Annotated in this window: 8 protein-coding genes; 2 read left to right on the top strand and 6 right to left on the bottom strand. The window is 72.0% G+C overall.

Translation table 11 applies throughout. From position 1 onward, the window contains the following. Positions 1 to 35 precede the first annotated feature (35 nt). Complete coding sequence (locus G4D85_RS50375; RefSeq protein ID WP_164016924.1) at positions 36 to 5,177, bottom strand: GspE/PulE/PilB domain-containing protein; 5,142 nt, start codon at positions 5,175 to 5,177, stop codon at positions 36 to 38. Between the two features lie 357 nt (positions 5,178 to 5,534). Here G4D85_RS50375 and G4D85_RS27230 point away from each other — a divergent pair, with 357 nt between their 5' ends. Further along, positions 5,535 to 7,469: a serine protease gene (locus tag G4D85_RS27230; protein WP_164016923.1), complete on the top strand. Its 1,935-nt coding sequence runs from the start codon at positions 5,535 to 5,537 to the stop codon at positions 7,467 to 7,469. A 93-nt stretch (positions 7,470 to 7,562) separates the two neighbouring features. Here the strand turns inward: G4D85_RS27230 and G4D85_RS27225 are convergent, their stop codons facing one another. The 3 genes from G4D85_RS27225 to G4D85_RS27215 form a co-directional block, all read right to left on the bottom strand. Continuing rightward, on the bottom strand, positions 7,563 to 8,021 hold the full coding sequence (locus G4D85_RS27225) for a GNAT family N-acetyltransferase (RefSeq protein WP_164016922.1): 459 nt from the start codon (positions 8,019 to 8,021) through the stop codon (positions 7,563 to 7,565). A 15-nt stretch (positions 8,022 to 8,036) separates the two neighbouring features. Further along, the gene (locus G4D85_RS27220) at positions 8,037 to 9,431 is read right to left on the bottom strand and encodes an undecaprenyl-phosphate glucose phosphotransferase (protein ID WP_164016921.1); all 1,395 of its coding nucleotides are present in this window, start codon (positions 9,429 to 9,431) and stop codon (positions 8,037 to 8,039) included. A gap of 219 nt (positions 9,432 to 9,650) precedes the next feature. Next, positions 9,651 to 10,793: a glycosyltransferase gene (locus G4D85_RS27215; protein WP_164016920.1), complete on the bottom strand. Its 1,143-nt coding sequence runs from the start codon at positions 10,791 to 10,793 to the stop codon at positions 9,651 to 9,653. A 103-nt stretch (positions 10,794 to 10,896) separates the two neighbouring features. On the opposite strand from G4D85_RS27215, the gene G4D85_RS27210 reads away from it, so the two are divergent. Next, positions 10,897 to 12,003 (top strand): glycosyltransferase family 4 protein, encoded by a 1,107-nt coding sequence (locus G4D85_RS27210; protein WP_420821726.1) that lies wholly within the window; start codon positions 10,897 to 10,899, stop codon positions 12,001 to 12,003. 1 nt (position 12,004) lies between these two features. Here the strand turns inward: G4D85_RS27210 and G4D85_RS27205 are convergent, their stop codons facing one another. Then, the gene (locus tag G4D85_RS27205; RefSeq protein WP_164016919.1) at positions 12,005 to 12,334 is read right to left on the bottom strand and encodes a hypothetical protein; all 330 of its coding nucleotides are present in this window, start codon (positions 12,332 to 12,334) and stop codon (positions 12,005 to 12,007) included. A 67-nt stretch (positions 12,335 to 12,401) separates the two neighbouring features. After that, a complete protein-coding gene (locus G4D85_RS27200) occupies positions 12,402 to 13,721 on the bottom strand; it encodes an O-antigen ligase family protein (RefSeq protein WP_275900319.1) in 1,320 nt (439 codons plus the stop codon). Between the last annotated feature and the right edge of the window lie 11 nt (positions 13,722 to 13,732).

Genomic DNA, 13,732 nt, shown 5'->3' with positions numbered 1-13,732 from the left:
ATCGAGGGGGCCGGCTTCGGCTCGAGGAGAATCGGTCAGGCGCCCCGGTGCGTGGGGAGTCGGTCGTAGGCCTCCGACGCCTTGTCGATGACTCGGGTGAAGTCGTCGAGGAGTGAGGTGTCGACGGGCTCCGCACCAGGGTCCGCCACGACGAAGGCGACAGGACGGCCCCGGCTCCGAAGCGCGACGACCAGCAATCGCGAGGAGGCTTCACCGAGCGCGGAGAAGATGGCCTCGTCCTGGGCGCAACCCGGGCTGTTGAAGAGGCTCGGGCCGGTGCCGGCCATCGCGGCGGTGAGCAGCGACGGGGCTTCCAGATCCACCTTGAGGGCGGAGACGGCGGGGCTGTCGCTACCGGGGCCCCAGGCGTGCCCCACCCGCGCGAGGCCGAAGCTCTCGCCGAGGAGGAAGGCTCGTCGGAAGCGCCCCGCGCAGTACGCGAGCAGCACCTTGCCGAGCGTGCCCTGCGTCCCCACGCCGTCCAGCGCCGCGAGCACCTGCTCCGCGGTGACCGCGGGCCCCGACGACGAGGTCTCGGTGGAGGCGCTGGCCGCGGCCAGGAGGGAGGTGAGCACCTCGGAGGGCTCGCCCGCCGGGGGCTGCCAGGGCTGCTGGATGAAGTCCCAGGCCGAGGCCAGTGGGAGCTCGGTCGCCGGAGGCGCCTCCGGCACGGCGGAGATGGCCGGGCCGTCGAGGTCCACGGCGCGGTCCGCCCAGGTCGTCTCGGGCGTGTGGCCGATGGTTCCATTGCCCTCGCCGCCCTGCCAGCCCACGAACTCCCACGTCGACGCGAGCTCCATCGTCTCACCGGACGAGGCCGGAACGTCGTCGAGCTCGATGGGGGCTCGCGGAGCGGGCTGCACCCGCGCGGGCGCGACTTCCGGAGTGGAGGAGTCGGCGGGTGCCTCGGAAACAGTGCTGGCCGACATCGGGCTGGCCGGAGCCTCGGGCTCGGCGTTGTCGTTGGCCGTGATGACGGGCCCGGGGGATGCGTGGGCCGGCGCGGCGAGTTCGGTATCGGCGCGGGGCGTGACGGCAGGCTCGGTGTCGGCACGGGGCGTGGCGACGGGCGCTGTGTCGGCGCTGGCCGCTACGGCGGGCTCGGTGTCGGCACGGGGCGTGGCGACGGGCTCGGTGGCGGCGGGCTCTGCATCCGCACCAGCCGCGACGACGGGCTCGGGGGCTGCATGAGCCGTGTTGGCGGGCTCCGTGTCAGCGCGGGCCGCAGCGGCGTCCTCAGTGTCAGCGCGGGCCGTGACATCGGGCGAGGTGTCAGCGCGGGCCGCAGCGGCGTCCTCAGTGTCAGCGCGGGCCGTGACGCCAGGCGCGATGTCAGCGCGGGCCGCAGCGGGCTCGATGTCGGTGCTGGCCGTGATGTCGGGCGAGGTGTCGGCGCGGGCAGTGACAGCGGGCTCAGCATCGGCACTGGCCGGGACGGCAGGCGCGTGGGCCGTATTGGTGGGCTCGGTGTCCGCACGGGCCAGGACACCGGGCTCGGTGTCCGAATGGGCCGGGACGCCGTGCTCGGTGCCCGAATGGGCCGTGACGCCGGGCCCAGTGTCGGCGCCGGCCGAGACGGCAGGAGCGTGGACTGCGTGGGCCGTGGCGACGGGCTCGGCGGCACGAGAGTCCGCGTGCTGCTCGGTGCTCGTACCAGGGGCTACAGGCTCCACGTGGGCGTGGGTCGTGGCGGCGGGTTCGGCAGAGGCGGAGGCAGGAGACGCGACGCTCGAACCGAGCGCATCGGGCTCCGCGTGGGAGCGCGTCGTGGCCGCACCTTCAGCCGCGGCAGGAGCCTCGTGGGTCGCAGTACTCGTCCCGGGGGCCACAGGCTCCACGTCAGCGTGAGCCGAGACGGCGTGCGCGACGGCAGCATCGACCGGGAGCAGTTCCGCCGCAGTCGGCTCGGTCTCCGCGTGGGCGTGGACCGTGGCGGCAGGCTCGGAGTCGTGGGCCGGAGTCGGTTCGGGCTTCGCGGCCTCCGCGTCCATGCCGACCAGAGTCGGAGCAGCGTCGACCGAAGGCGGCGCGGGCACAGTGTCCGTGAAGGCAGGCCCCTCCTCCGCTGTGTCGCGAGAGCCGGCGCGCGCTTCACCCTGCTCCATCCCCGCGTGCGTAACCGCATCGGGCGGTGTGGCCGCGTCGGGGACGGACACCGGGCCGTCAGCCTCGAGGTTCATGTCGAGCGACGGTGAGACTGCGACCTGGGCCGCAGTGAGTCCGGCTGCATCCGGGACTGGCGCGACGGCTGGAGCCCCGGCCTCGACCGGAGTGCTCGACTCGGCATGCACGTCGGGCGACACGGGCAGACTCGCGACGTCGAGCAGCTCCTCGACCTCGTCAGTGAGGTCCTCCGCGGACAGGGCGATGCCGTACGCCGTGGTCACCTCGACGGCGGCCGACGGTGACGCTACTTCCGCGCCGACCATCGACATCCGAGTCGTCGCGGGCACAACGTCGGCGGATGCCGTCAGCGTGCTGCTCACCGACGACGGCTCCGTGGCCGGATGGGCCGATGCTTCCTCCTCAGCCTGGGCCGCGACCTCGGACGCCCCGAGCGCGGCGTCCGAGCTTCCGACACCCGCCATGGCAACCGCGCCGGACTCGTCGAGGAGGGGCTCGGTCGTGAGCAGCTGCTCCGGAGCAACCTCCTCCTCCGTCGAGGCAGGCACCTCCGCGCGCGTAGCTCCCGACAGGTCCGAAGCCTCGTCACCCGTGGAACTTGCGGGCGTCGCGACGGCCTCGGGAACATGGGGAGGAACGGAGTCGGCGAAGTGCGCGCCAGACGGCTCCTGCGTCTCCGGAGCGGAAGCCCTCGGGTTCGCAGCCGGAGCCGATGGCGGAACCGGAGCAGGCCCCGCATTCCGAGGCGCCGCGGGCGACATCCCTGGCGGGACCTGAGACATCCCCGGGTGCGTCGACACGGGCAGGCCCGGAGGACCCGCCATGCGATTCTGCGGAGCCTCTCCCTGCCGAGGCGGCGCGGGAGGAGCCATCCCTCCCTGCTGCGGCGCTCCCATGTTGGGAGGCGGCTGAGGAGGACGGCCCGGCATGGGCGGACCGGCCATCGGCAGGCCCGGCCCCTGCATCCCCGGAGGCATGCCCGGGCCACGGGCAGTCGCGGGAGGAATCGGAGCGCCTGGAGGCGGCCCCTGTCGCGGAGGCATTCCCGGGTGCGCGCCCATGGGGCCGCCCGGAGGCATGGGCGCGCCGGGCATCATCCCTGGCGGCGGGGGCCTCGCCTGCGCGGGCATCCCCGGCGGCATCGGCGCACCCGGCATCGAGGGGGGACGGGCGCCCTGTGCCACCATCCCCGGAGGAGGCGGCATGGGCATGTTCGCGGGTGGAGGCCCCATGGGTCCCGCGCCCTGCGGAGGCCGCGCACCGGGTGGAGGCGCCACGAAGGGATGCGCCCCGGACTGCGGAGGCACAGGCCCCGCGCCCTGCGCAGGCATCGCCCCAGGCGGTGGCCCCATGGGCATGTTCGGATGAGGCTGCGGAGGAACGGGCCCCGCACCCTGCGCGGGCATCGCTCCGCCCGGCGCCATGCCCCTGGGCGCCATCCCTGGAGGCTGCGGCGCCGCCATCCCTGGCGGGGGCGTGGGCCTCGCCATCATCGGAGGCTGGGGCGCTCCAGGAGGACGCGGCGCCGCGCCCTGCGGAGGCATGGGCTGCTGTTGCGCAGGCCCCGGAGGCGGCGAAGGCGGACGTGCCATCCCCGGAGGAACAGGTCCCTGAGGCCCGGGCACCGCCGGCAATCCCGTCACCGACGGAGGCCGTCCACCCGAGGCGGGTTTCGCCACCATCCCCGGCGGCATGGAAGCCGGAGGCCCCACCTGCCCATCCGTCCCCACGGGCCCACCCGGCGGAGGCATGGGCCGAGCCGCGTGCGGAGGCATCGGACTCGCGGACAGGCCCGGAGCCGGAGGGACACGATTCATCCCCGGAGGCTGCGGCGGCATCGCGCCCGGTGCTCCAGCCTGACGTGCCACCAGGCCAGGAGGCTGAGGGCTCCCCGCGGGAACGGGCACCTCGGCGGAAGGCTGCGCTACCGACGCGGAGAGCCGGGGCGGCGCGGCCTGAGGCTCCGGCGCGAGCTGCGGAGGCATGGCCCGAGCCCCCTCGGGCTGCGCGAGCTGCGGAGGCACCGCCACGCGCGGCACCTCCCTCGGGGTGAGCCGGGGCGGCGACGCGGGACGCGAGCCCTGCGCTGCGTGCAGGGGCTCCGGTGAAGGCGCGCTCACGGCGCCCACGGCCTCCAGCATCGGCGGTCCGGAATCGACGCCCGCGACCACGGGCATCTCCTCCAGGACCTCGCCCTCCTCCACATCCTCCTCATCCAGGACGTCGAGCTCCTCCACCTGCTCGAGCTCCGGCGCGAGCCGGGGCGGCACGGCCACACGTGGCAGCTCCGCCGGAGTAAGCCGGGGCGGCGGGCCGGAGCGCACGCTCCCGGCTTCCTGCGCGCTTCGCGTCGGGTCCTGCGCAACGAGCCGAGGCGGCGCGGGAGGCGGCGCGGAGCTCACAGGCTGCGCCGTGCCCGAGTCGACCTCTTCCACATCCGAGTCGTCGCTCAGGTACTGGCCCGGGGCCAGCCCGCCGAACATTCCCTCCGCACCCGGGTCGGGACGCACGGGCGCTGGGGGCAGTGCCACGGTGGCCGCCGCCGGTGCGCTCGCTGCCCCCGCGGTGCCCGCGGCCTTCGGCTGGCGCTTCGCCGCGGACAGCTGGACGAACCGTGACTCCTTCTTGAGGCCGTAGCGCTTCGCCTGGTACCGGAACAGCCGCAGCTCGGGCGCGACATACGGGACGATGCGCAGGCCGGTGGCGAAGCCGAGCGCATCCGTGTCCCGGAGCTCCAGCGGGTTCACCATCGCCACCTTGAGCCGCCGGCCCTCCTGGCCCAGGGGGAAGGCGAGGTGTTTCTCCGCCAGCGCGGCCGGCAGCAACGCCAGCGTCGCATCCGTCACCGCGTCGAAGTCCGCGTCCTGGGCGACGGGGTAGCGCGACTGCTCCCCCAACGCCATGGCCAGCGTGTCGATGTCGAGGATGTCCAGCTCGACGAGGTTGGTGCCCAGCCGCCCACCGTAGATGAGCTGGGCCTTGAGGGCCTCGTCGAGCTGCGCCTGCGTGATGAGGCCCTTGCGGACCAGGATCGCTCCAAGCTTTTCGGCCATGCTTCCCGCAGTCTAGACGGCTTCGCGTCCGGGAGCCCCGTGCCCCGCCTTGCCGCTCGCTTCTTTCCTTGCTCCCGTACTCCGAGGCCACGGCGCAGGACGGAAACAACCGCTCCGCGTGAAACCAGCGGCGCACGCCTGCCTGTCCTGCTCCAGCCTTCGCGACGCCTCAGGTAGGCACGCACACCTCCGCCCCACCCTACCCGCGCCCCGTCCGCCTGAGACGGGAGAGCCGCCCGAGGCGGGCCCTTCTTGCAACACGATAAACAACGGCTAACCACGGAATGTCGGGTATGCCCGGTATAACTGGGAGTGCAGCCCATGGCTGCGAAGTCCCCCATTTCCACAGGAGAACCGATGAAACGAATCCAGCTCGCATGTCTCGTCGCCGCGCTTTCGCTGGCGGCGCCAGCCGCGCTGGCCTCGGCGCCCGTGTGCAAGGCGGAGCCGTCGCCCGCCTCGCAGGGGCCCACCAAGGTCGGCGAGGACGTGTTCCGGCGCTTCGAGACGGCGCACCCGTACGCCACCACGGCCGTGCGCGCCGAGAGCGGCCCCGTACACAGCGACGTCATCCACCACCCGGGCGCCGCCTACATCGCGCCTCACTTCGAGCGCCTGGAGCTGGAGGAAGGCGACTTCGTCGTGGTGCGCTCGCCGGACGCCCGCCGCACGTGGACGTATGACAACTCCCACCCGGGCGCGAGGGACGGCTTCTGGGCCATCCACATCCCCGGCGACACGGCCATCATCGAGCTGCACAGCAAGGACCACGACGGCCGCCGCGGCATCCTCAACCGGCACGGCTACTCCGTCGACCTGTACGCCCGGGGCTACACCAACCAGGAGATGGGCTTCGCCGGAGTGAACAAGGCGCTGTGCGGCGGTGACGACTCCGCCTGGGCGCCCTGCTACGCCTCCAGCGACCCGGCCATCTACGGCCGCGCCCGTCCGGTGGCGCGCCTGCTCATCAACGGCTCCGGCGGCTGCACGGGCTGGCTCGTGGGCAGCCAGGGCCACCTGATGACCAACCAGCACTGCATCGGCACCGCGTCCGACGCGCAGAACACCAGCTACGAGTTCCTGGCCGAGGGCGCCACCTGCGCCACGAGCTGCGCGAGCTGGTTCGGCTGCCCGGGCAACGTCATCTCCGGCGCCACGCTGGTGAAGGTGGACGCCCCGCGCGACTACGCGCTGGTGCAGCTGGCGCAGAACCCGACCAACACCTACGGCTACCTGCAGCTGCGCTCCACCGGCGCCGTGGTGAACGAGCGCATCTTCGTCCCGCAGCACCCGGCGGGCTGGGGCAAGAAGATTGCCGTCACGTCCACCGACGCCAATGACCAGTCCGGCTTCGCCGAGGTCTACAGCCTGACGGAGGCCTCGTGCCAGACGGGCGGCCCCAACGACGTGGGCTACTTCGCGGACACGCAGGGCGGCTCGTCGGGCTCGCCCGTCATCGGCCACAGCGACAACCTGGTGGTGGCGCTGCACCACTGCGCCAACTGCCCCAACCGCGGCGTGCCCATCCAGTCCGTCATCACCCACCTGGGCGCCAGCCTGCCCACGTGCGCGCTGCCCACCGCCGGCTGCCCCAGCCCCAACGGCAATGGCGAGCCGCCTCCGCCCCCTCCCCCGCCCCCGGCCAACTCCTTCGAGTACACCGCCACCAACACCAACAGCGCGCAGCAGAACACCACCAACAAGAAGATTGCCCTCACCGCCGGCCAGAAGCTCACCGTGGCCACCTGCGGCCTGACGGGCACGCAGCTCTCCGGTGACACCTGGCTGCGCCTGCTCAGCCCCGCCGCCGCCGAGGTCGCCTCCAACGACGACGCCTGCGGAGGCCGTGGCTCCAGCATCACCTTCACCGCCTCCGTCGCCGGAGACTACGAGGTCCGCGCCGGCTGCTACTCCAGCGGAAGCTGCGGTGGCCGGGTGGTGTGGGAAATCACCGACGGCCAGCCGCCTCCGCAGCCCACCACGGGCTCGTTCGCCTTCAGCGGCAGCAACACCAACAGCGCGCAGCAGAACACCACCAACCGCGACGTCAGCATCACCGCGGGCCAGCGCATCACCGTGGCCACGTGCGGCGTGACGGGGGCCTCGTTCACCGGGGACACCTACCTGCGCCTCTACAACGGCGCCACGCAGGCGGCGTCCAACGACGACGCGTGCAGCGGCGTGGGCTCCAGCCTGAGCTACACGGCGACGGCCACCGGCACGCTGCAGCTTCGCGCCGGCTGCTACAGCAGCAACACGTGCAGCGGCACCGTGGTGTGGAGCATCCAATAACCGCGTGAGTCGTCGGGTCCGGGCCATGGCGCTTCCCGCCGCGGCCCGGGCTCGCGGCCCGGCGGTGTCCGAGCACTCGCGGGGCGCCTTGTGTCAGCGCGAGCCGCGCCGGTAGACCTCGGGGTCCCACTTCTCCATGAAGCGCTCGGGCGCGCTCAGCGGCGTGAAGCCGTGCTGGGCATAGAGCGTGTGCGCGTCACTCGTGGCCAGCAGCCACCGTCGCAGCCCCTGGAGTTCCGGGTGGGCGACCAGGGTCTCCACCAGCCACTTCCCCAGGCCCTGACCTCGCAGCGCGTCCGCGATGAACACGTCCGCCAGGTACGCGAAGGTGGCGAAGTCCGTCGTGACACGCGCGAAGCCCATCTGCTCCCCCGTGCTCAGCCGATACAGGCCGAAGGGCAGCGAGTGCTCCACCGAGCGGCGCACCACCTCCAGGGGAATGCCCGCCGCCCAGTACGAGGACTGGAGGAAGCGATGCACCGCCTCCACGTCCACCCGGGCCCGGTCCGTGCTGATGACGAAGTCGCCCCGCGTCCACTCGTGCGCGCTCACGTGGCGCCTCCGTCTTCAGTACGCGTTCTTCGACAGGAAGCCGCCCAGCGCCGTGCGCACCAGAATCTTCAGGTCCATCAGCAGCGACCAGTTCTCGATGTAGTACAGGTCGTACTCGATGCGCTTCTGGATGCACGTCTGGCCGCGCAGGCCGTTGATCTGCGCCCAGCCGGTGATGCCCGCCTTCACCTTGTGCCGCAGGTGGTAGCGCGGAATCTGCCGCTTGAACTCCTCGATGAAGACGGGGCGCTCGGGGCGCGGGCCCACCAGGCTCATGTCGCCCAGCAGCACGTTGAAGAACTGGGGCAGCTCATCCAGCGAGTACTTGCGCAGGAAGGTGCCGATGGGCGTGCGGCGCGGGTCCTCCTTGGAGGCCATCATCGCCCCCGAGCACTCCGCGTCCACGCGCATGGTGCGGAACTTGAGGATGGGGAAGGTGCGCCCGTCCATGCCCATGCGCTCCTGGCGGTAGAGCACGGGCCCGCGGCTCGTCAGGCGCACCGCCAGCATGGTGGCCAGCATCAGCGGCGAGGTGGCGAGGATGGCCAGCAGCGAGAAGGTGATGTCGAAGGCCCGCTTGGCCACCCGGCTCCAGCCCTCCATGGGGTCGCCCTGGAGGCGGATGATGGGCAGCCCGCCGAACTCCTCCAGGCCGCCGTAGAGGGTGATGTACTGGTACAGGTCCGGCACCACCCTGACGTCCACGGTGCGCAGCGCGAGCTGCTCCATCAGCCGCTTCACGTGCGCCTGGTCCTCCAGGGGCAGCGCGAGGATGACCTGGTCCACCGGCTGCGCGTCCAGCACCTGGCTCACCGAGTCCACGTGACCGATGACGCGCACGCCACCCACGTACTGGCCCACCTTCTCCGGACGCAGCGTGAGCACGCCCGTCACCCGGAAGCCCAGCTCGCGGTGGCCCTCCACCGTCTCAATCACGCGCTGGCCCAGCTCCCCTGCGCCAATGACGAGAATGGACTTGAGGTTGTGGCCGCGGCGGCGGATTTCGCTGAGCACCCAGCGGAACACCAGCCGGTTGCACGTCACCAGCGTGAAGGCGTAGCCGACGAAGATGACCAGCGTGAGGCGCGAGTAGCGCTCACGGGCGAAGTACATCGCCGCGACGAGGATGAGCGTCGCGGTGATGGTGGACTTGAAGACCTCGAAGACCTCGCCCGTGTTGGTGCGCGAGCGGTTGGTGGCGTACAGGCGCGACTGCTTGAACGTCACCGGGAAGATGACGAGCGCCATCAGCAGGGAGACCAGCGTCTCATCCAAGGGGGGAATGCCCTCGGTGACGGGAACGATGCCGGAGAAGCGCGTGGCGTACGCGAGGCCGAACGCCACCGCGAGCATCACCATGTCCGCGAAGACCTTGATGGACGTGTAGAAGCGCTGGAGACGACTGAACACCGCAGTACTCCTGTAGCCTGGTCAACGGGCGGCCCCCCCCGCTGCAAGACTCGCACCCCATGCAAACGGGCACGTGTCCTGATCAACACCCTGTGACGGGCGCGTGTCCTAGCATGAGAAAACCCGTGAAACCAATGGGTTGCGTTGACCCCTCCCCTACAGCCAGGTGTGGCGGACAGGCGAGGGCCACGGAAGACGGAGAGGGGGATGACAACGGAGTCACACCCCCGTGGCGCGGACTGGGGAGGACTTCCCCAGCCTGAGGAGTTCCTCCACCTCGGCCAGCATGGCCCGCTGGAAGGCGGCGCGGCTGAAGCGCTCGGCCTGCGAGCGGGCGTCCTCCGGCCGGAAGCCGGGCTCCCACGCCTCGAACTGGCGCACGGCGGCGGCGAGCGAGGCCGGCGTCTGCTCGTAGAAGAAGAGGCCGGTGCGCGATGTCACCGTCTCCAGCACGCCGCCCCTGCCGTAGGCGATGACGGGGCGGCCGGTGGCCTGGGCCTCCAGCGGGGTGATGCCGAAGTCCTCCTCGGGGGTGAAGATGAGCGCGCGGGCGTCGCGGTACAGGCCCGGCAGCGCGTCATCCGGCACGTTGCCGAGGAAGCGCAGGTTCGGTGGCACCGGCCCGGACATGAGGCGCGAGGCCTCCTGGCCCGTGCCCACCACCCACAGCGGGGCGCCCAGTTCGCGGAACGCCTCCAGCGCCACATCCAGCCGCTTGTAGGGAGCGAAGGCGCCGAGCCACAGGAAGTAGCCGCCCTGCCCTCCGCCCTCCAGCGGCTGGCGGGCGAAGCGCTCCAGGGCCACGGGGGGGTGGACGACGGTGGCCTCGCGCCCCCAGAAGCGCTGAATCTTCCCGGCGATGTGGTGGCTGTTGGCGACGATGCGGTCCACGCCCGAGGCCGTTGTGCGGTCCCACCGCTGGAGCCACGGCCGCACCGCGTGGGCGGCGGCGCGCACCGGCAGGCGCGCACGGCCCGGGCCGAAGTAGTCGTCGAAGAGGTCCCACATGTACCGCATGGGCGCGTGCACGTAGCTGAGGTGCGGGGTGCCCGGCGGGGTGCGCAGTCCCTTGGCGACGCAGTGGCTGGAGGAGAGGACCAGGTCGTAGTCGCCCTGGAGGCGCAGGGCCTCGATTGCGCGCGGCATCAGCGGGAGGAAGTGCCGGTAGCGCGCGTGGATGCCGGGGATGTGCTGGAGGAAGGAGGTGAAGATGCGGCGGGACTCAATCGCCGGGGACTGGCTGCCGGGCTTGTGGACAAGGGTGTAGATGTCCGCGTCCGGGAGCACTTCGCAGAGCGCGTCGAGGACACGCTCTCCCCCGCGGTGGGTGACGAGCCAATCGTGGACCAGGGCGACCTTCACGGAAGGGGCTTCTAGCACCCGGAACGCGTGGTTCCGAAAGACAGGCGGCCTGTCTGCCTGCCCACCCCCCAAACAGGGCCGCGCGTGTGGTACGCCCGGGTCCGTGGCCCACGTCCTCCTTGACCTGCGCATGGTGCGCGGCCGGCTGCATGGCATCGCCCGGTACGCGCTGGAACTGGCCCGGCGGATGCCGGCGCTCGCGCCCGATTTGCGCTTCACCGCGCTGGTGGCACCCGAGGGGTTGCCGGCCGGGCTCGGCGCGCTCACGCCGTCCATGCCGCAGCACCGCTCGCTGGCGGGGTTCCTCTCCCCCTTCGAGCAGCCCGCGCTGGCGGCGGACCTGGCGCGGGTGAAGCCGGACGCGTTCCACGCCACCTCCTTCTCCCTGCCCCTGTTCTGGAGCGGCCGGCTGGTGGCCACGCTGCATGACGCGAACCACCTGGCGCTCGCGGACCAGTACTCGCCGGCGCAGGCGCTCTACTACCGGGTGGTGGTGGGGCCCCGGGCGAAGCGGGCGTCGGCGCTGATAACCGTGTCCGACTTCTCACGCGACGAGCTGGCGAAGTACCTCCAGCTGTCGCCCTACCGCCTGCAGGTGATTCACAACGGCGTGGACCCGCGCTTCCAACCGGCGACACCAAGCGAGGCGAAGGCCTTCCGCGAGCGGCACGCCTTGCCCGCGAGGTACGTGGCCGCGGTGGGCAACGCGAAGCGGTTCAAGAACCTGGAGCTGCTGAAGCACTTCGCCGCGGAGCTGCCGGTGCCGGTGGTGCTGCTGGCCGGCAAGGGCGCGGTGGCGCACGAGCTGGGGCTGCACGAGAACGTGCTGGATTTGGAGGAGCTGTCCGAGGAGGACATGCCGCTGTTCTACGGCGCGGCGGCGGCGCTGCTGCTGCCGTCGAAGTACGAGGGCTTCGGGCTGCCGGCGCTGGAGGCCATGGCGGCGGGCTGCCCGGTGCTGGTGGCGGACGCGACGGCGCTGCCGGAAGTCGTGGGCGCCGCGGCGCTGAGGCTGCCTCCGGATGACGCGGCGATGTGGCGGGAGACGACGCTGCGCGTGCTGCGGGATGAGGTGCTGCGCAGCGAGCTGATGGAGCTGGGCCGCGAGCGGGCCGCGCGCTTCACCTGGGACGACTGCGCGCGGCGCACGCTCGCGGTGTACCGGCGGGTGCTGGAGTCGCCTTCAGCTCCAGCTCCCCGGGACAGGTGAGCTACGGGCAGAACTCGTAGCAGAAGCTGCCGACGTGCTCGCAGTCCCTGGAGGACAGGCAGTCCGAACAGTCGCTGCACTTGCCCCACATGCCCGGTGCCGCCCCCGACTCCTCGATTTTCCGGGGCCCCTGCGCCGAGGAGCGCCCCTCTTCGGGAGTGCTCATCGCGGAGAGGACCGAGGACGACTTCCCGGCACAGCGACTGGGGCGCTCGCGCACGTAGTCCACCGCGGATGCCGGAGCCGAGGCTTCGGCTCCCGACGACACCTGCCAGACAGCAGCGACGGCCAGCGCGAACACGACGAACGAGGACAGCTTCAGCGTACGCATGAGGGGCCTCCTGGGGTGAGGAGACGAGTGTAACAGCGTGGCAAGAAGCACGCGCCGGACTATGCCGCTATTTCAGGTTCCCAACGATGGAGCCCGCGAAGGGCGCCTCTGGCGCCGCGCCCCGCACATCCTCGCGCACCACCCCACTGCCCTCGCACAGCCCCAGTCCCCACACGAGCGCGAAGGACAGGTGCACACTGGTGTGGAACGGCAGGTAGTGGACCAGCGCCAGCACGTGGAAGCCCACCCAGGACAGCAGCGCGCCCGTGGCCGCCAGCGAGCCCGCGCGGTGGCGCCGGATGAGCGCCCGAGCCAGCAGCGCGTGCATGCACGCCAGCAGCAACAGTCCCACCAGCCCCGTCTCCGCCCACGCCGTCAGCCACAGGTTGTGCGAGTCCGTGGCGAGGAAGTCGTTGATGCCCGTCCGGTCCGCAGTGGCCATGGCCGCGGGCCGGTGGTTGCCGAAGCCCACGCCCGTCAACGGGTTCTCACGGACCAGCTCCCAGCCCACCGACATCGCCAGCTGCCGCTCGCCGCCGTAGATGTTCCCCAGCGCCTTGCCCAGCCGCGCGCGCCACGCCGGAGACATCGCCACCGCCAGCACCACCACCGTCAGCAGCGCAATCCCCACCTGCCGGGCCCTGCCCCGCACCAGAAGCAGCAGCGCCACCACGCTGACAATCAGCGCCGCGCCCAGCGCCGCCCGCGCGAAGGCGTTGTAGATGGACACCAGCATCCCCAGCACCACCACGCCGGCCAGCGCCCGCCGCCGCGCCAGATCCGAGCCGCCCAGCACCGCCAGCGCCGGCCCCAGCGCGGCAATCGCCCCGTGCGCGTAGCGCAGCCGGTGGAAGAAGAAGCCGCCCGCCGCGAAGCGCGGGGACTCCTCCGTGCCAAAGTTCTCGTGCAGGCGCCCCGTGCTCAGCTTGAAGAAGGCGGGCGGCTCCCACGGCCACTTCACGCGGTTCTGGAACAGCCCCAGCACCGCCGCCAGCAGCCAGCCTCCCGCCACCACAGCCGCCAGCAGCAGCCACGGCACGCCCACCGTGCCGATGCTCGCCGCCGCCGCGCCCGCCACCGTGTCCAGCACCTGGCCATAGCGGGAGCCCCGGGGCCATCGGAACGCCGCCCCCGTCAGCAGCGCCACCGCGGGCGACACGAGCTGCCACGCGCACAGAGCCAGGCTGGCCAGCACGTACGCGCGCACGTCCGGGGCCAGCCGCAGGCGCCCGCGCACGGCCATCAGGCCCGCCACCAGCACCGCCGCGCCCGCCGCCACCTGGAGCACGACTTCGGCCAGCACGAGGCCCACCGCCCAGAACACGAACACTCCGGCCACCACGCGGCGGAGGCGCAAGTCCACCGTCGGTGGGGACACGGAGGGCATGAGCGGCGCCA

It is taken from the genome of Pyxidicoccus trucidator (assembly GCF_010894435.1).
GTDB classification, from domain to species: Bacteria; Myxococcota; Myxococcia; order Myxococcales; family Myxococcaceae; genus Myxococcus; species Myxococcus trucidator.
The sequence above is the reverse complement of the archived record's forward strand: the minus strand, read 5'-3'. Positions and strand labels throughout refer to the sequence as shown.

Excerpts from the sequence above, each read along its gene's own strand:
- G4D85_RS27205 (WP_164016919.1), bottom strand. The coding sequence starts at position 12,334 with ATGCGTACGCTGAAGCTGTCCTCGTTCGTCGTGTTCGCGCTGGCCGTC.
- G4D85_RS27200 (WP_275900319.1), bottom strand. The coding sequence starts at position 13,721 with ATGCCCTCCGTGTCCCCACCGACGGTGGACTTGCGCCTCCGCCGCGTG.
- G4D85_RS27230 (WP_164016923.1), top strand. The coding sequence starts at position 5,535 with ATGAAACGAATCCAGCTCGCATGTCTCGTCGCCGCGCTTTCGCTGGCG.
- G4D85_RS50375 (WP_164016924.1), bottom strand. The coding sequence starts at position 5,177 with ATGGCCGAAAAGCTTGGAGCGATCCTGGTCCGCAAGGGCCTCATCACG.